The organism is Streptomyces rapamycinicus NRRL 5491 (assembly GCF_024298965.1).
Lineage (GTDB): Bacteria > Actinomycetota > Actinomycetes > Streptomycetales > Streptomycetaceae > Streptomyces > Streptomyces rapamycinicus.
In genome coordinates, this window is sequence record NZ_CP085193.1 from 3,470,200 (window position 1) to 3,488,506 (window position 18,307).

The window sequence follows — 18,307 nt, forward strand, 5'->3', positions numbered from 1 at the left end:
CTGTCCGCCATACCCACCTCCCACCGCCGACTCTTCGCATGGAGCCCCGACATGGACGATGTGCACAAGCTCCGCCACTATCTGACCCGGGTCACCGCGGAGCTCAAGGAGACGCGGGCGCAACTGCGGGTGGCGGAGTCGGCGGCCGCCGAGCCGGTGGCGATCGTCGGGATGAGCTGCCGCTACCCCGGCGGAGTGGCCTCGCCCGAGGCGCTGTGGGAGCTCGTCGAAGGCGGCGGGGACGCCATTTCCGGGCTCCCGGTCGACCGTGGCTGGGATCTGGCGGGGCTGGTCGACCCGGACGGCGAACGGCCGGGCACCTCGTACACCGCCGAGGGCGGATTCCTGCACACCGCAGGCGAGTTCGATGCCGACTTCTTCGGCATCTCCCCACGCGAGGCGCTTGCGATGGACCCCCAGCAGCGACTGCTGCTGGAGACGTCCTGGGAGCTGTTCGAGCGAGCGGGCATCGATCCGGTGTCGCTGCGCTCCAGCCGGACCGGGGTGTTCATCGGCGCCAGCTTCCACGACTACGGCAGCAGGCTGCCCGCGATCCCGGAGGAGGTCGAGGGCCATGCCATGACCGGTGTCGCGGGCAGTGTCGTCTCCGGGCGCATCGCCTACACCTTCGGGCTGACCGGCCCGGCCCTCACCGTGGACACGGCGTGTTCGTCCTCGCTGGTGGCGATGCATCTGGGAGTACGGGCGCTGCGCAACGGCGAATGCGGGATGGCGGTCGTCGGCGGTGTCGCCGTGATGTCCACGCCGGATCTGTTCACCGAGTTCAGCAGGCAGCGGGGGCTGGCCCGGGACGGCCGGTGCAAGGCGTTCTCCGCCGCCGCGGACGGCATGGGCGCGGCCGAGGGCGTGGGGCTGCTGCTGGTGGAACGGCTGTCCGACGCCCGCCGCAACGGCCACCAGGTGCTCGGCGTGATCCGTGGCACCGCGGTCAACCAGGACGGCGCCTCCAACGGCCTCACCGCGCCCAACGGCCCCGCCCAGCGGCGAGTGATCCAGGACGCGCTGGCCGACGCGGGCGTGGCCTCGTCCGAGGTCGATGTGATCGAGGCGCACGGGACCGGTACGGCGCTGGGCGACCCCATCGAGGCGCAGGCGCTGCTCGCCACGTACGGCCGGGACCGGCCCGCCGAACGCCCCGCGCTGCTGGGGTCGGTGAAGTCCAACATCGGCCACACCCAGGCCGCGGCGGGCGTGGCCGGTGTGATCAAGATGGTCATGGCGATGCGCCATGACGTCGTACCGCGCACCCTGCATGTGAACGAGCCGACGCCGCATGTGGACTGGGCCTCCGGTGCGGTGGAGCTGGTGACGGAGAACGCGCCCTGGCCCGAGGCGGAACGGGCACGCCGCGCGGCGGTGTCGTCGTTCGGGGTCAGCGGCACCAACGCTCACGTGATCCTCGAAGCGGCCCCGACGGCCGACACCACACCCGAATCCGCACCCACGGAGGGTCTGCTGCCGTGGGTGATCTCGGCACGCTCCGAGACCGCGCTACGAGCGCAGGCAGCGCAGTTGCTGACGTTCGCGGCCACGAGTGACCGGCACCTCGCCGACATCGGCTGGACGCTCGCACACCACCGGGCCGCGCTCGAACACCGCGCGGTGGTCGTGGCCGCCGACCGGGACACCTTCCTCGCCGGGCTGGACACGGTTGCCACCGGCGAGCCCGCCGCCCATGTGGTCAGCGGTGTCGCCCCGGAAGAACCGCCGTCCGGCGCGGTCTTCGTCTTTCCGGGGCAGGGGTCGCAATGGGTCGGTATGGCCGCCGAACTGCTCGATTCCTCAGCGGTGTTCGCCGAATCCATCGACCGGTGTGCCCAGGTCCTCGCCCCGCACATCGAGTGGGATCTCCTCGACGTCCTGCGCGAGACCTCGGACGAAAGCGCACTGGAACGGGTGGATGTCGTCCAGCCCGCCCTCTGGGCCGTGATGGTGTCCCTGGCCGAGGCGTGGCGTTCGTTCGGCATCGAGCCCTCCGCCGTCATCGGCCACTCACAAGGTGAGATCGCCGCCGCATGCGTCGCCGGTGTGCTCTCCCTCGAAGACGGCGCACGGCTCGTGGCGCTGCGCAGCCGCCTCATCGCCCAGGAGCTGGCCGGACACGGCGGCATGGTCTCCCTCGCCACCTCCGCCGACCGGGCGCGCGAGCTGCTGACCGGCCGCGACGACGTCTGGATCGCCGCCGTCAACGGGCCCACCTCCACCGTCGTCGCCGGAACCCCCACCGGACTCGCCGAGGTGACCGCCGCAGCCGGGAACGCCGGACTGCGCACCCGCACCATCCCGGTCGACTACGCGTCCCACACACCCCACGTCGACCGCATCCGGGAACCGCTCCTCCAACTCGCCGCGCCCATCACTCCCCGCCCCGGCGACATCCCCCTGTACTCCACCGTTACCGCCACCCGCATCGACGGCGAGACCCTCGACGCCGAGTACTGGTACCGCAACCTCCGCGAACCCGTCCGCTTCCACGACACCGTCCACACCCTCCACGCCGACGGCCACACCCTCTGCCTCGAAACCAGCCCCCACCCCGTCCTCACCACCGCCATCCAAGAGACCAACGCCCACGCCATCCCCACCCTCCGCCGCGACCACGGCGGCATCCAGCAACTCCTCATCTCCCTCGCCACCCTCTGGACCCACGGCCTCACCCCCAACTGGCCCGCGATCCTCACCCCCAACAACCCCACCCCCACCAACCTCCCCACCTACCCCTTCCAACGCCACCACTACTGGCTCTCGGCGGCCGAACGGGTCGGGGATCTTGCGGGCGCGGGGCTGTCCGTGGTGGGGCATCCGCTGGTGGCGGCCGGGGTGAGCATGGCCGAGGGCGGCGGGTACGTGTTCACGGGCCGGATCTCCACCCGTACGCAGCCATGGCTGGCCGACCACATGGTGCTGGACCGGGCCCTGGTGCCGGGCGCGGCCCTGCTGGAGCTCGTGCTGGGGGCCGGGCAGCACGTGGGCGCAGAACAGCTGGACGAGCTCGTTCTGCACACCCCGCTGACCGTGCCGTCCGACGACACCGCCCTCGACATCCAGCTGGGCGTCGACGCGGCTGACGAGCGGGGCGCGTACGCCGTACGGCTGCACTCCCGGCCGCACCGCCCGGAGCAGGACGACGATCCGGCGGACTGGGTGTGTCATGCCACGGGGACGCTGACGGCGTCCAGGTCGTCGCCCGGCGACGCGGACATGGACGCGGACATGGACACGGACATGGACGCGGACGGGGGGCCGGGGGCCGAGGCCCAGTGGCCGCCCGCCGGCGCGGAGCCGGTGGACATCGACGCGTTCTACGAGCGGCTGGCGGAGCACGGCTATGGCTACGGCCCGGTGTTCCAGGGTGTGCGTGCCGTATGGCGCCGGGGCGAGGAGATGTTCGCCGAGGTGCGGCTGCCGGAGTCGGCCGCCGGTGACGCCGACCGGTTCGGTGTGCATCCGGCGCTGGTGGACGCGGCGTCGCAGACGCGTCTTGTGGGGCTCCTGGAGGGCGAGGCGGAGCGGCTGATGCCGCTGTCGTTCTCCGGGGCGCGGTTGCACGCCACGGGCGCGACCGTCGCCCGGGTGCGGACAGCGCCCACGGGGCCGGGCGGGATCTCGGTGCGCATGACGGACCTCGCCGGGCTGCCGATCCTCACCGTCGACGAGGTGGTCTCGCGGCCCCTGACGGCCGACGCGCTGACGGCCGCCAGCGGGACGGCCCCGGACGCGCTCTTCGAGGTCACGTGGACGCCGCTGCCCCTCCGGCCGTCCGAGGCCACGGAGCCCATCGCGGTGCTCGGCACCGCCCTGCCCGACGTCCCCGGCGCCCCCGTCCACGCGGATGTGGCCGCGCTCCTCGCCGCCGTACGCACCGGCACACAGCTGCCCCCGCTGGTGGTGCTCCCCGCTCTCCCGGCACAAGCCCCGGACGGTGTCGCCGACGTGCCCGCCACCAGCCGCAAGCGCCTGGCGGTCGTACTGGCGACCGTACGCGAATGGCTGAGCCATCCCGAACTCGACGGCGCCCGGCTCGCGTTGGTGACCCGCGGCGCGGTGGCGGCTTTCCCGGGTGAGCGGGCCGGCCTGGCGCTGGCCGGGGTGCGGGGGCTGTGGCGTTCGGTGTGCTCGGAGCACCCGGGCCGGTTCGCACAGGTGGATCTGGATGGTGCTCCCGAGTCCGCCGCGGCGCTGGCCGCCGCCCTCGCCACCGGTGAGCCCGAGCTCGTGGTGCGCGCCGGAGCGGTGTCCGTGCCACGGCTGGGCCGGGTCTCGCCGTCGGACGCCGGAATACTGGCGGTCCCCGAGGGGGCCTGGAGCCTGGACCTGGACACCGGGGGCACCGTGGAGGGGCTGCGGCTGGTGCCCGCTCCGGGTGCCGAGGAGCCCCTGGCCCCGGGTCAGGTGCGGATCGCGGTACGCGCCACGGGCGTCAACTTCCGTGATGTCCTCGCCTCGTTGGGCGTCGTACCCAGCTCCGGGCCCAGCGGTGAGGCGCTCTTCGCGGCCGAGGGCGCCGGTGTGGTGCTGGAGGTCGGCCCCGGTGTCGACGGCCTCGCGGTGGGCGACCGGGTGATGGGGCTGGTGTCGGGCGCGTATGCGGGCCCCGTGGCGGTGGCCGACGCCCGGATGGTCGTGCGGATGCCCCCCGGCTGGACGTTTCCGCAGGCGGCATCCGTGCCCGCCGCGTTCCTGACCGCCTACTACGCCCTGGTCGAGCTGGCCCGGGTGCGGGCGGGCGAGTCGGTTCTGGTGCACGCCGCCGCGGGTGGCGTGGGGATGGCGGCGGTACGGCTGGCGCGCCATCTCGGGGCCGAGGTGTACACCACCGCGAGCGAGCCGAAGTGGCCCGTGGTGCGGGGCATGGGCGTTCCGGCCGAGCGGGTGGCGTCGTCGCGCACCCTGGAGTTCGCGGACCGCTTCCGGGCCGCGACCGATGGCCGGGGCGTCGATGTCGTACTGAACTGCCTGGCCGGGGAGTTCATCGACGCCTCGCTGACGCTGCTGCCGCGCGGCGGCCGGTTCATCGAGATGGGCAAGACGGACGTCCGGGACGCCGATGAGGTGGCCGCGCGCCGACCGGGCGTCGGCTACCGGGCGTTCGACCTCGCCGAGGCCGGGGCGGAGCGGCTGGGCGCGATGCTGGGCCATCTCGCCGAGCTGTTCGAGGCGGGTGTGCTGGCGTCACTGCCGGTGACGGCGTGGGACACCCGCCGGGCGCGGGAGGCGTTCCGCCATGTCAGCCAGGCGCGCCACACCGGAAAGGTGGTGCTCACCCCTCCCCGGGACGCGATCGACGGCACCGTGCTGATCACCGGTGGCACGGGGGTCATCGGTTCGGCGGTGGCCCGGCATCTGGTCACCCGCCATGGCGTCACGGACCTCGTCCTCGTCGGCCGCCGGGGCCCGGACGCCTCCGGAGCACGCGAACTCGCCGCCGATCTGGTCGAGTTGGGCGCCAGGGCCCGGGTGGTGGCGTGTGATGTCTCCGACCGGACGGCGCTGAGCGCGCTGCTGGACGGCCTGCCGGGGCTGCGCGGTGTGGTGCACGCGGCCGGGGCGCTGGACGACGGTGTGGTCTCCGCGCTGACCCCCGAGCGGCTGGACACCGTACTGCGCCCCAAGGCGGACGCGGCCTGGTATCTGCACGAGCTGACCCGGGACCGGGATCTGGCGCTGTTCGCGCTCTTCTCCTCCGCCGCCGGGGTGCTGGGCTCGGCGGGCCAGGGCAACTACGCGGCCGCCAACGCGTTTCTGGACGCCCTCGCCCGGCACCGCCGCGACCAGGGCCTGCCCGCACACGCACTCGCCTGGGGCCTGTGGGGCGAACGCGGCACGATGACCGGTGGCCTGGGCGCCACCGCCCTCGACCGGATGCGCCGCCAGGGCGTCCGGCCGCTCTCCACCGGCCAGGGGCTGGCGCTCTTCGACGCGGCCATACGGGCGCCCCGCGCGCTCAGCGTTCCGGTACGGCTGGACGTGGCCGCCCTGCGCCGCCACGGCGAGCCCGCGCCGCTGCTGCGCGGACTGGTCCGTACGACGACGGTCCGGCGCGGCGCGGCCAACACGGCCACGGGCGGCGGCGGGCTGCGGCACCGCCTGGCCGCGCTGCCCCCGGCGGACCGCGAGCGCACACTGGGCGACCTCGTACGGGCCCAGGCCGCCGTGGTGCTCGGGCATGCGGGCGGTGACGCGGTGGCCGGGGACCGTTCCTTCAGGGACCTGGGTTTCGACTCGCTGACCGCCGTGGAGCTGCGCAACCGGCTCGGCACGGCCACCGGGCTGCGGCTTCCGGTGACCACCGTCTTCGACCATCCGACCCCGGCCGCGCTGGTGGCCGAGCTGCTGCGGCTCCTGGCACCGGACGGCGAAGCCACCGCCGCCCGGCCCGCCGTCCCCGTATCGGCCCATGCGGCCACGACAGCCGATGACGACGACCCGATCGCGATCGTCGGGATGAGCTGCCGCTTCCCCGGCGGGCTGCGTTCGCCCGAGGAGCTGTGGCGGCTGCTCGCCGAAGGGCGGGACGCCATCGGACCCTTCCCCGACGACCGCGGCTGGCACGCCGAGCTGGGCCGCCCCGGCGCGCCCGGGACCCATGTGCCGGCCGGTGGCTTCCTCTACGACGCGGCCGACTTCGACGCCGAGTTCTTCGGCGTCTCGCCCCGTGAGGCGCTGGCCACGGACCCCCAGCAGCGGCTGCTGCTGGAGACCACCTGGGAGGCGTTCGAACACGCGGGCATCGACCCCACCGCGCTGCGCGCCACCCCGACCGGGATCTTCGCGGGGCTGATCTACAACGACTACGCCACGCGCTTCCCCGAGCAGCTGGCCGACGGCTTCGAGGGCTATCTCGGCAACGGCAGCGCGGGCAGCGTGGCCACCGGCCGGGTGGCCTACACCCTCGGGCTCGAGGGCCCGGCCATCACCGTGGACACCGCGTGCTCCTCGTCCCTGGTGGCGCTGCACCTGGCCGCGCAGGCGGTACGGCAGGGCGAATGCGGCCTCGCGGTGGCCGGTGGGGTGACGGTCATGTCGACCCCGCGGCCGATCGTCGAGTTCAGCAGGGTCGGCGGGCTCGCCCCCGACGGGCGCTCCAAGGCGTTCGCCGCCGAGGCCGACGGGATGGGCTTCGCCGAGGGCGTCGGCATGCTGGTCGTCGAGCGGCTGTCCGACGCCCGCCGCCACGGCCACCGGGTGCTGGCGCTCCTCCGGGGCTCCGCGCTCAACCAGGACGGCGCCTCCAACGGCCTCACCGCGCCCAGCGGTCCGGCCCAACAGCGCGTCATCCGGCAGGCGTTGGCGAACGCGGGCCTCACGGCGGCCGATGTGGACGTGGTCGAGGCGCATGGCACGGGGACGTCGCTCGGCGACCCGATCGAGGCGCGGGCCCTGCTCGCCACGTACGGCCGGGACCGGCCCGCCGACCGGCCGGTGGTGCTGGGCTCGGTGAAGTCCAACCTCGGCCACACCCAGGCCGCGGCCGGGGTCGCGGGGGTCATCAAGATGGTGCTGGCCCTGCGTCACGGCGTCGTACCCCGCACCCTGCACGCCGAACACCCCACCGATCGGGTGGAGTGGACGGCCGGTGCGCTGCGGCTGGCCACGGAGAACCGGGACTGGCCGTCGGCCGATGCGCCTCGGCGCGGCGCGGTGTCGTCGTTCGGGATCAGCGGCACCAATGCCCATGTGATCCTGGAGGAGGCGCCGGACACCGCCACTCCCGCTGAGCCGACGCCGGTGGCGGTGCCGTGGGTGCTCTCGGCGAAGAGCGCCGACAGCCTGCGCGACCAGGCCCGCAGGCTGCGGGAGCGGCTGGCCGCCGAACCGGATCTGGCGCCCGTCGACGTGGCCCGCTCACTGCTGTCCCGGGCCGTCTTCGACCGGCGCGCCGTGGTGATCGGCCGCACCCGGGAGGACTTCCTGGACCGGCTGGCGGCGCTCGGCCGCGATGAACCGGCCACCGGTGTGGTGCGGGGGGGGTCCGCCGACGAATCCCTCTCCGCCGACCGGTCGGGACCGGTCTTCGTGTTCCCCGGGCAGGGCTCGCAGTGGACCGGGATGGCGGCCGAACTCCTCGACGCGTCAACGGAGTTCGCCGAGTCCTTCGACGCCTGCGCCCGAGCGCTGGCCCCGTATGTCCAGTGGTCGCCGCTCGATGTGGTGCGCGGACTCCCCGGCGCGCCGTCGCTGGACCGCGTCGATGTGGTGCAGCCGGTGCTCTGGGCCGTCATGGTGTCCCTGGCGCGGGTGTGGCGGTCCCATGGGGTCGAGCCCGCCGCGGTGGTGGGGCATTCCCAGGGCGAGTTGGCGGCGGCGTGTGTCGCGGGGGTGCTCTCGCTGGACGACGCCGCCCGTGTCGTCGCGCTGCGCGGCGAGCTGATCGGAAGCGAACTGGCGGGCCGTGGCGGCATGGTCTCGCTGCCCGCGCCGGTGGACGAGGCCGGGAAGCTGGTGGCGCCCTGGGGCGAGCGGATCTGCGTGGCCACCGTGAACGGGCCCGGCTCGACCGTGGTCGCCGGGGACGCGGCGGCGCTGGACGAGCTGATGGCGGCGTGTGAACGGGACGGGGTGCGGGCGCGCCGCATCCCGGTGGACTACGCCTCGCACACCCCACAGGTCGAACGGATCCGGGAGCGGCTGCTGGAACTGGCCGCGCCCATCACGCCCCGCCCCGGCGAGGTGCCCATGTACTCGACGGTGACCGGCGCCCTCCTCGACGGCGCGAGCGCCGGCGCGGAGTACTGGTACCGGAACCTCCGCGAGACCGTGCGGTTCGATCACGCGACCCGCGCCCTGGCCGGCGCCGGGCACACGGTGTTCATCGAGGTGAGCCCGCACCCGGTACTGATCCCCGGGATCGAACAGACGGTCGAATGGATGCCGCGGGGCACCTCGACAGCCGTGGTGGTGGGTACGCTGCGGCGGGACGAGGGCGGCCGGGAGCGGCTGCTCACGGCGCTCGCGGAATTGTTCGTGGCCGGTGGCGCGGTGGCGTGGGCGACCGCGTTCGCAGGCGGGCGGCCGGTGGATCTGCCGACGTACGCGTTCCGCGCGCGGCGGTACTGGCTGGACGCGCCCGAGCACACCGGGGACGTGGGCGGCGCCGGGCTCACGGCGGTGGGCCATCCGCTGCTGGCGGGGGCGGTGGCCCCGGCCGGGAGCGACACGGTGCTGTTCACCGCGCGCCTGTCGCAGACCACTCACCGCTGGCTCGCCGACCACGCGGTGCTGGGCGGCGTGGTGCTGCCCGGCAGTGTGTTCCTCGACTGGGCGCTGTACGCGGGACGTACGGTCGGCTGCCCACAGCTGCCCGAACTCACCCTCCAAGAGCCGTTGTTCCTGCCCGCCACCGAGGCGGCCCACGTCCAGATCCAGGTGGGCGAGCCCGATGACGAGGGCCGTCGGGAACTCACCGTGCACTCCCGCCGCGAGTCGGCGGCCGAGGACACGGCGGCGGGGTGGACCTGCCATGTGCGGGCCGTCGTGGCACCGGACCCGGCGGGCCCGGACGACGGTCGGGAAGCCGGTGGCACGGCCGCGTTCGCCGAGATGGCGGCCGTCTGGCCGCCGCCCGGCGCCCGCGCCGTCGATCTGACGGGCTTCTACGACCGGCTGGCGTCCGACGGCTTCGACTACGGCCCGGCCTTCCGCGGTCTGCGGTCGGCCTGGCGGCGCGGCCGGGAGGTCTTCGCGGAGGTGGCCCTCACCGAGGGGGAGGGCGGCGGACCCGTGGACGGCTTCGCGCTGCACCCCGCGCTGCTCGACACCGCCCTGCACGCCATCGGCCTCGGCGGGTTCTTCGACGAGACGGAGTCGGCGGGCACACCGATCCGGATGCCGTTCTCCTGGACCGGTGTCCGGCCGCACTCCGCCCCGGACACCGCCCCGCCCGCCACCGTACGGGTGCGGCTGGCCGCCGTCGGCCCGGATGCCATCGGCGTCCATCTCACGGGCGGCGACGGCCAACCACTCGCACACATCGCCGAGTTGACGCTGCGGCCGGTGTCCGCGGACCGGTTGCGGGCGACCGCGGAGGAGCGTGCGGCCCGCCCCGTACGGCGCGAACGGCCGGGTCCCCGGCCACAGGACACCGCCGCCGCCCAGCGCGTCCTGGCCGCCGCGCCCGAGGACCGGGAGCGGCTGCTGGCGGACCTCGTCCGGGAACAGCTGCGCGCGGTGCTCCACCACGAGGCGGGCGCCGGGATCGGCCCGGACACCGAGTTCCTGGCGCTCGGCATGGACTCGGTGCGCGGGATCGATCTGCGCGACCGGCTCGCCACACTGCTCGGGCTCCGGCTGTCGGCCACGGCGACGTTCGAGCACTCGACCGTGGACCGGCTCGCCGGGCACCTGGCCACGCTGGTGGGCAGCCGGGCGAGCGTGCCCGTGGCGGAGGAGTCCCAGGAGCGGACCGCACCCGAAACAGCGCCCGGGACCGCGACGGACGCCTCCGTGACGGACGCCTCCGCGACGGACGCCTCCGCGACGGACGCCTCCGCGACGGACGGCTCCGCGACGGACGCCGCCGCGCCGCCGCCGTCCGCCATCGAGCTGGAGCTGGCGAAGGCCACCGCGGCCCCGGAGTCGGACCCCTACGACAGCCTCACCACCCTCTACCACCAGGCGTACGCCAGCGGCCGGGCCCAGTCGGTGGGCATGGCGCTCATCCAGGCCGCGGGCCGGCTCCGGCCGTCCTTCACCGCCGAGGACGCCGCCGACCACATCCTCCCGCCGGTGAAGATGGCGAGTGGCGACGGCACCCGGGCCACGCTGGTGTGTCTGCCCGCCATCACCGCCACCGCCGGGCCGATCCAGTACGGGATGATGGCACAGATGTTCGAGAGCAGGCGGGATGTCCTGTCGCTGGTCAACCCCGGTTATCTCGAAGGCGAGTTGGTGGCCGACAGCTTCGACGCCCTGATCGAACTGCACCTCCATCAGCTGCGCGCGGCCCTCGGCACCGAGCGCTACGTCCTGGTCGGCCACTCCATGGGCGGGCTGCTCGCCTACGCCCTGGCGGAGCGGGCCGAGCGGGCGGGGCTGCCGCCCGGCGCGGTCGTGCTGCTCGACACCTTCGAGGCCACCCACCAGTTCTCCGAGAAGACCCACATCGCGCTGAACGAGGGCCTGGACTCCCGGGAGCAACTGCTCGGCGACTTCGCGCTGACCGGCGCGAAGCTGTCGGCGAGCGGGCGCTACAACGCGCTGCTGATGGAGGAGTGCGCCCTGCGGCCCGCCCAGAGCCCGACGTTCTTCCTGAGCGCGGCCGAGCCCATGCCCCACCAGGACGAGGGGTTCGAGGGCGACGCGTGGCGCGCGGCCTGGCCCTTCCCGCACACCGCCCGGGCCACCCCGGGAGACCACTTCACGATCATGGAGCACCACCTCCCCGAGACCACCGAGGCCATCGAGAACTGGCTCACCGAACGCGGTCTGTGACCGCCTGAGGGTTGTCCGACAGATCGTGACGCCTGTGGCGGGCCGCGCGGCGGACACCCCGTAAACCTGCCTCCTGAACCCGCCCCGCCGTCGAAAGGACTTACGCCACCATGACCCTGCCCGCCTTCGAAAGGCTCGTCCCGCCCGGTACGGACATCGTCTCCGACCCGTACCAGCTCTACGCCATGCTGCGGGAGCAGGGGCCCGTCCACCGGGTGCCCAGCCACGGCACGGACGACGTCTGGCTGATCGTGGGCCATGAGGAGGCCCGCGCCGCCCTCACGGACCCCCGGATGAGCAATGACATCCGCCACTCCTCCTCGTGGCAGGACGACGGGGGCAACGCCATCGGCCTGAACATGCTCCAGACCGATCCGCCGGACCACACCCGGCTGCGGAAGCTGGTGGCGCGGGAGTTCACCGCCCGCCGGATCGAGGCGCTGCGGCCGCGCATCCGGCAGATCGCCGATGAGCTGCTGGACGCCATGCTGCCGCTCGGCCGGGCCGATCTCGTGGAGTCGTTCGCCATGCCGCTGCCGATGGCGGTGATCTGCGAACTGCTCGGCGTACCGGCGGCCGACCGGGCCGACTTCCGCGGCTGGTCCAGCGAGATCGTCTTCCCCAGTGGCCCGGAGGCCGCGGGCGCCGCCGTGGCCGCCATGACCGGCTATCTGGCCCGGCTCATCGAGACCAAGCGGGAGGCGGAGAGCGACGATCTGCTGTCCGCCCTGGTCCGCACGATGGACGAGGACGGCGACCGGCTCTCGTCCGAGGAAATGCTCGGCATGGCCTTCCTGCTGCTGGTCGCCGGGCATGAGACAACCGTCAACCTGCTCTCCAACGGCACCTGTGCGCTGCTGCGCGCCCCCGAGCAATTGGCCGCCCTCCGGGCCGACCACACGCTGCTGGACGCCGCCGTCGAGGAGATGCTGCGCTTCGACGGCCCGTCGCAGTCCACGGCGCACCGCTTCACCACCGAACCCGTGGAGATCGCGGACACCAAGATCCCCGCGGGTGAGCCGGTCCTGGTGCTGCTCGGTTCGGCCAACCGCGACCCGCGGCGCTTCGCCGACCCCGACCGCTTCGACATCCACCGGGACGCCCGGGGCCATCTGGGCTTCAGCCACGGCGTCCACCACTGTCTGGGCGCGCCGCTGGCCCGGCTGGAGGCCACGATCGCGCTACGGGCGCTGCTGGAGCGGTGCCCGGACCTGGCCCTGGACACCGACCCGGACACCCTCGCCTGGCGCCCCAGCATGATGCGCGGCCTCCTGCGGCTGCCGGTGCGGTTCACCCCTGCGGGGTAGGCGGGGCAGGGCGGGTAGCCCGCGGCGCGCTCAGCGCACCGGATGGTCGTCGTCCGCCGCGGTGTCGTCCCTGGCCGCGGCGTCGTCCTGGGCGGCGGTGTCCCCGGCGGCGGCGCTGTCCGTGGCGCCGCCGTCCGCGCCGTCCGCCGCGGACCGTACCTCCGGACGCCTCGGCCCCTGCCGGGGCGTCCGGGGCTCCCCGGCCGCCTTCCCCGAGGGCGGTGTCCCCGTGGGCGGTGTCCCCGTGGGCGGTGTCCCCGTGGGCCGCGCCTCCCCCGAAGGCTGTGCCGTCCCCGGGGGCTGATCGGCGGGCCGATCGGCGGGCTTCCCGGCCTTCCCGGCGGCCTTCTCCCCCGGCTTCTCCCCCGCCTCGCGCTTCGTGTGCAGCCGGGAGCGTATGTCGCCGTGCGGCAGGAACTGGGCCCAGCGCTCGGGGAACTCCGACGGCGGGGTGATCTCCGCCGCGCCGTCGTCCGCCGTGCGCTGCTCCTTCGCCCGCAGCCGGGCCGTCTCCTCCCGGGCGCGGGCGGCGCGCTCGGCGCGCCCGGCGGCCGTGGCCACCGAGGGCCAGACCCGGTCGATCGCGGCGTTGACCGCCGCCCCGACCAGCACCGCGAAGGCGGACACCCCGATCCACAGCAGCACCGCGACGGGGGCGGCCAGCGAGCCGTAGATCGTCGGGCCCTCGACCGTATGCACCAGGTAGATCCGTAGCAGGAAGCTGCCCAGCACCCATATCGCGAGGGCCACCAGTGCCCCGGGAATGTCCTCCGGCCAGGGCGAGCGCACCGGTACGGACACGTGGTAGAGCGTGGTGAGGAAGGCGATGGAGAGCACGATCACCACCGGCCAGTACAGGACCGGTACGAGGTCCCCGCTGGACGGCAGCAGGTCCACCACCGCCTCCGGCCCGATCACCATCAGCGGCAGCGCCACCGCCCCGACCACGAGCGCCACCAGGTAGAGCAGGAAGGACAGCAGACGGGTCCTGACGATCCCGCGCTTCCCCTCCAGCCCGTACATGATCGTGATGGTGTCCACGAACACGTTCACCGCGCGGGAGCCGGACCACAGAGCGATGGCGAAGCCCAGCGAGATCACATCGGGGCGCCCGCCCTTGATCACATCGTCCAGCAGCGGCCGGGCGATCTCCTTGACGCCCCGGTCGGACAGCACGGTCGCGGAGGCGTCGAGGATGTTCTGCCGGATGGTGGCCACCGTGTCGGTGCTGGTCCAGGCGTCGAAGTAGCCGAGCAGTCCGATCAGGGCGAGCAGCAGGGGCGGCAGCGACAGCAGGGTGAAGAAGGCCGCTTCGGCGGCGAGCCCGGTGACCCGGTACTCCATACAGGAATTGATGGTGTCCTTCAGCAGCAGCCAGGCCATCCTGCGCTTGGACACATTGCGGTACAGGGCGCGGGCCTTGCGGAGCCGGCCGGACGGCTTCGATGTTTCTTCTGCTGGCTGCACCTTCTCACCGTATCGGGGGCTCTCACCGCCGCTCATCCGGTGACCAGGCTGAATCCGCGCAAAAGGTCGCCGCACGGGCATTGGCGGAGGGGATGCCGCGCCGACTCGGCACCACCCTCCGCCCGCCGGGCCCACTGTCCGTGCCGGGTACAGCCATGCGCAAAGGTTGCGCCGCGTTGCAGTCGCCCGGACGGGCGTGGACCGTCGAGGACGGCGGCAGCACGATCCCAGCCCTCCGTGCCGGGCGAGCGGCTCACCGGGGGCCGATGGGCCGCGCGGATGTTCCAGTCCGGGTCCAGCGCCTGCTCCCGGGTGCCGCCCAGCCTGCGCAGCGTGCCGTCGTACAGCTGGCAGACGCCCCAGTTCCGGGTGGCGTTGGAGTTGGGCAGCGCATAGAGGGGATCGAGGTACGAGGCGACGGGGGTGCGGGGGTGGGGTTGGGTTGGCCGGCTCGGTCGGGTGCGGGTTTCGTCTCGCGCCTTCGGCGCATTTGAGCAGCGGCGGCGGGGGTGGGGGCGCGGCGCCGTCGCCGGGTGCCGGGCCGGTGGGCGCCGGCGCCGGTGGCGGCATCCGCGCCTGGAAGCTGGGCCGATGCCGGACTGACGGCCCCTCCGGGTACCCGTCGAAAGAACGCTTGATCTGAAGCAACTAATTTGTCAAACGTTTTCGGAAGGAGTACCCCAACCCCTCTCGCTGTCCGGCGCTGCCCCCAGCCCCCGGGCGCGGGTGCCGCCACCGGCGGCCACACCCACCGGCCCGGCGCCCGGCGACGCGGCGCGCGCCCCACCCGGCTGCCCCGCTGCTCAAGTGCGCCGAAGGCGCGAGACGAAACCCGCACCCGACCGAGCCGAGAAGCCCATCCCGCCTGAACCCAGACCCGATAAAACACGTCCGGGTCCTGGTCCTGGTCCTGGTTTTGGTCCTGGTCCTGAGCAGTGCGCAGGGGCTCCGGCTCGGCTTCCGGCTCCGGTTCCGCGGCCACGCCGGGCCCCGCTCCGCCCCCGTCTCGGCATCCGGCCCACCCGCCGTCCCAACCCGTGAGACATCCTCCGCGGCGGACCCGGCGGCCCCGGCCCGGCCCACCGATACCGCGGCCGGCGCCCGCGGAACGGCCCGCTTGTGCTCCGCATCGGCCAGAACCCACCGCCGATGCAGCTCCAGCAGTTCCTCGCCGTCGGCCCCGCACACCTTGCCGAACCGCGCGAGCACCTCGTAGTCGCCGGGCACGCTCGCCCCCGAGCAGTAGCGGTGCAGCGCCGACGCGCTCACCCCGCCGCACGCCGCCAGCGCCGCGTACCTGCGGTTCGTCCTTCCCCTGAGCTCGCGCAGCAGCTCCGCGAACTCCTCCACGTCCCCCTTCCCGGACACCCCGACCCCGCCCTCCCCGCTTGAGCGATACCCGTCAAGGCGAGTCAACGGCGTCCATGGTTATCTGTCCACCATGACCATCACCGTGACCACCTGGCACCTGGAGCAGACCGCTCCTTCCGATCTCAGCCCGGCGCAGGAGCCGCCCGCCACGGCCGGGGTCCGGATCGCCCGGGCCGAGGTGCCGAGCCCCGAGTTCAGCCACTTCCTCTTCACGGCGGTGGGCTCGGATGTGTCGTGGACCGACCGGCTGGTGTGGTCACGGGAGGCCTGGGAGGAGCATCTGCACCGGCCCGGAGTGGAGACCTGGGTGGCGTACGAGCGCGGGACCCCGGCCGGGTACATCGAGCTGGAGGGCCAGGACGAGGGCGTGGTGGAGATCGTGTACTTCGGTCTGCTGCCCGCATTCCGGGGCCGCCGCATCGGCGGGCATCTGCTGACCTGGGGGACCTCCCGCGCCTGGGACATGGCCGACCGCTGGCCGGACCGGGTGCCGACCAAGCGGGTGTGGCTGCACACCTGCAGCAAGGACGGGCCGTACGCGCTGGACAACTACCGTCGCCGGGGCTTCCGGGTGTTCGACGTCAAGACGGCGGACGAGGAGTGACCAACACCACAGCGTCTTGCATTTCGAGACAGATTCGTCCGCATAATGGATAAAGGTGGACTCGTCAGAGACCACCATGCGACGCTTCCATCATGTCTCGAGCTGGAATTGCCTTGGTGAGTCGACGCCACGTCGACCTCGGCCGCATGTCCAGCGCGATCTGTCCGGCGGGCTGACCCGCACTTCGACTGGGCCGTCAGCAAGGCCCCGGGCAGCACCACCGCATCTTCCGCACGCCCCCGACGACGTGGGCGGGCGCGCACTCCTCGACACTCCCCGTCGCATTCGCACCGGTCACCGCCGTACACCCCTGCCCGCCTGCGCATGCGCAGGTCAGACGGTGCGCGCTGACGTACTACTCGCCGCACCAGAGTCGCATCGAAGGACATACACCGCCATGGCTGCCACCCCGGAACGCGCAAGCGCTACGCCCCGCCGCAAGGCCGGACGCCACCGCGGCGAAGGCCAGTGGGCCGCGGGGCACTTCACCCCCCTCAACGGCAACGAGCAGACCAAGAAGGACGATGACGGTCTCAATGTGCGGACACGCATTGAGACGATCTACGCCCACCGCGGCTTCGACTCCATCGACGGCGCCGATCTGCGCGGCCGGATGCGCTGGTGGGGTCTGTACACCCAGCGCAAGCCCGGGATCGACGGCGGCAAGACCGCGATCCTGGAGCCGGAGGAGCTGGACGACGAGTACTTCATGATGCGGGTCCGGGTGGACGGCGGCCGGCTGACCACCGAGCAGCTGCGGGTCGTCGGCGAGATCTCGGAGGAATTCGCGCGCGGCACCGCGGACATCACCGACCGGCAGAACATCCAGTACCACTGGATCCGGATCGAGGACGTGCCCGAGATCTGGAAGCGGCTGGAGGCCGTCGGGCTGTCCACCACCGAGGCGTGCGGGGACACCCCGCGTGTGATCATCGGCTCGCCGGTGGCGGGGATCGCCGAGGACGAGATCATCGACGGCACCTCCGCCATCGAGGAGATCCACCAGCGCTACATCGGCAGCAAGGAGTTCTCCAACCTGCCGCGGAAGTTCAAGACCGCGGTCTCCGGCTCGCCGGTGCTCGACGTGGTGCACGAGATCAACGACGTCGCGTTCGTCGGCGTCCGCCACCCCGAGCACGGCCCCGGCTTCGACCTGTGGGTCGGCGGCGGTCTTTCCACCAACCCCAAGATCGGCGTCCGGCTCGGCGCCTGGGTCCCGCTGGAGGAGGTCCCGGAGGTCTGGGCCGGGGTCGTCTCCATCTTCCGCGACTACGGCTACCGGCGGCTGCGCACCCGCGCCCGGCTGAAGTTCCTGGTCGCCGACTGGGGCACGGAGAAGTTCCGCCAGGTGCTGGAGGACGAGTACCTGAAGCGTCCGCTGTCCGACGGCCCGGCGCCCGAGCAGCCCGTCCAGCAGTGGCGTGACCACATCGGCGTCCACCGCCAGCAGGACGGCCGCTACTACGTGGGCTTCGCGCCGCGCGTCGGGCGGGTGGACGGCGCCACCCTCACCAAGATCGCCGACCTGGCCGAGGCACATGGCTCCGGGCGGCTGACCACCACCGTCGAGCAGAAGATGATCGTGCTCGATGTGACCGAGGACCAGGTGGAGTCGCTGGTCGCCGGGCTGGAGGCGCTGGACCTCCGGGTCAAGCCGTCCACGTTCCGGCGCGGCACGATGGCCTGCACCGGTATCGAGTTCTGCAAGCTGGCGATCGTCGAGACCAAGGCGCGCGGCTCCTGGCTCATCGATGAGCTGGAGCGCCGGCTGCCCGAGTTCAACGAGCCGATCACCATCAACCTCAACGGCTGCCCCAACGCCTGCGCCCGGATCCAGGTGGCGGACATCGGTCTCAAGGGGCAGCTGGTCATGGACGACAACGGCCAGCAGGTCGAGGGCTACCAGGTGCACCTGGGCGGCGCCCTGGGCCTGGAGCCGGGCTTCGGCCGCAAGGTGCGTGGGCTGAAGGTCACCGCCGCCGAGCTCCCCGACTACGTGGAGCGGCTGCTGCGCCGCTTCCAGGAGGAGCGCGAGGACGGCGAGCGCTTCGCCACCTGGGCGGCCAGGGCCAAGGAGGAGGCCCTCACATGACCGAGCGCTTCGGGA

The 18,307-nt window shown here is 73.2% G+C and carries 7 protein-coding genes; 5 read left to right on the top strand and 2 right to left on the bottom strand.

Annotated features, from left to right (window positions below; translation table 11 throughout):
- Positions 1-60 precede the first annotated feature (60 nt).
- Positions 61-11,451 carry an SDR family NAD(P)-dependent oxidoreductase gene (locus tag LIV37_RS13955; protein WP_420834386.1) on the top strand — a complete coding sequence of 3,797 codons (11,391 nt, stop codon included), beginning with the start codon at positions 61-63 and terminating at the stop codon, positions 11,449-11,451.
- Positions 11,452-11,561: 110 nt separating this feature from the next.
- Positions 11,562-12,758, top strand: a complete 1,197-nt coding sequence (locus tag LIV37_RS13960) for a cytochrome P450 family protein (protein WP_020867766.1) — start codon at positions 11,562-11,564, stop codon at positions 12,756-12,758.
- A gap of 30 nt (positions 12,759-12,788) precedes the next feature.
- Here LIV37_RS13960 and LIV37_RS13965 read toward each other — a convergent pair whose 3' ends face one another.
- Positions 12,789-14,261, bottom strand: coding sequence for a YihY/virulence factor BrkB family protein (locus LIV37_RS13965; RefSeq protein ID WP_309471147.1), 1,473 nt, complete (start codon positions 14,259-14,261; stop codon positions 12,789-12,791).
- Between the two features lie 612 nt (positions 14,262-14,873).
- A complete protein-coding gene (locus tag LIV37_RS13970; protein ID WP_020867769.1) occupies positions 14,874-15,593 on the bottom strand; it encodes a helix-turn-helix domain-containing protein in 720 nt (239 codons plus the stop codon).
- Positions 15,594-15,666: 73 nt separating this feature from the next.
- Between LIV37_RS13970 and LIV37_RS13975 the strand changes: the two genes are divergently transcribed.
- From LIV37_RS13975 to LIV37_RS13980, 3 genes are all read left to right on the top strand, one after another.
- Positions 15,667-16,200 carry a GNAT family N-acetyltransferase gene (locus LIV37_RS13975; RefSeq protein ID WP_020867770.1) on the top strand — a complete coding sequence of 178 codons (534 nt, stop codon included), beginning with the start codon at positions 15,667-15,669 and terminating at the stop codon, positions 16,198-16,200.
- Positions 16,201-16,292: 92 nt separating this feature from the next.
- Positions 16,293-16,376 (top strand): putative leader peptide, encoded by an 84-nt coding sequence (locus tag LIV37_RS52055; RefSeq protein WP_309471194.1) that lies wholly within the window; start codon positions 16,293-16,295, stop codon positions 16,374-16,376.
- Positions 16,377-16,597: 221 nt separating this feature from the next.
- Positions 16,598-18,292, top strand: coding sequence for a nitrite/sulfite reductase (locus tag LIV37_RS13980; RefSeq protein WP_020867771.1), 1,695 nt, complete (start codon positions 16,598-16,600; stop codon positions 18,290-18,292).
- Positions 18,293-18,307 lie beyond the last annotated feature (15 nt).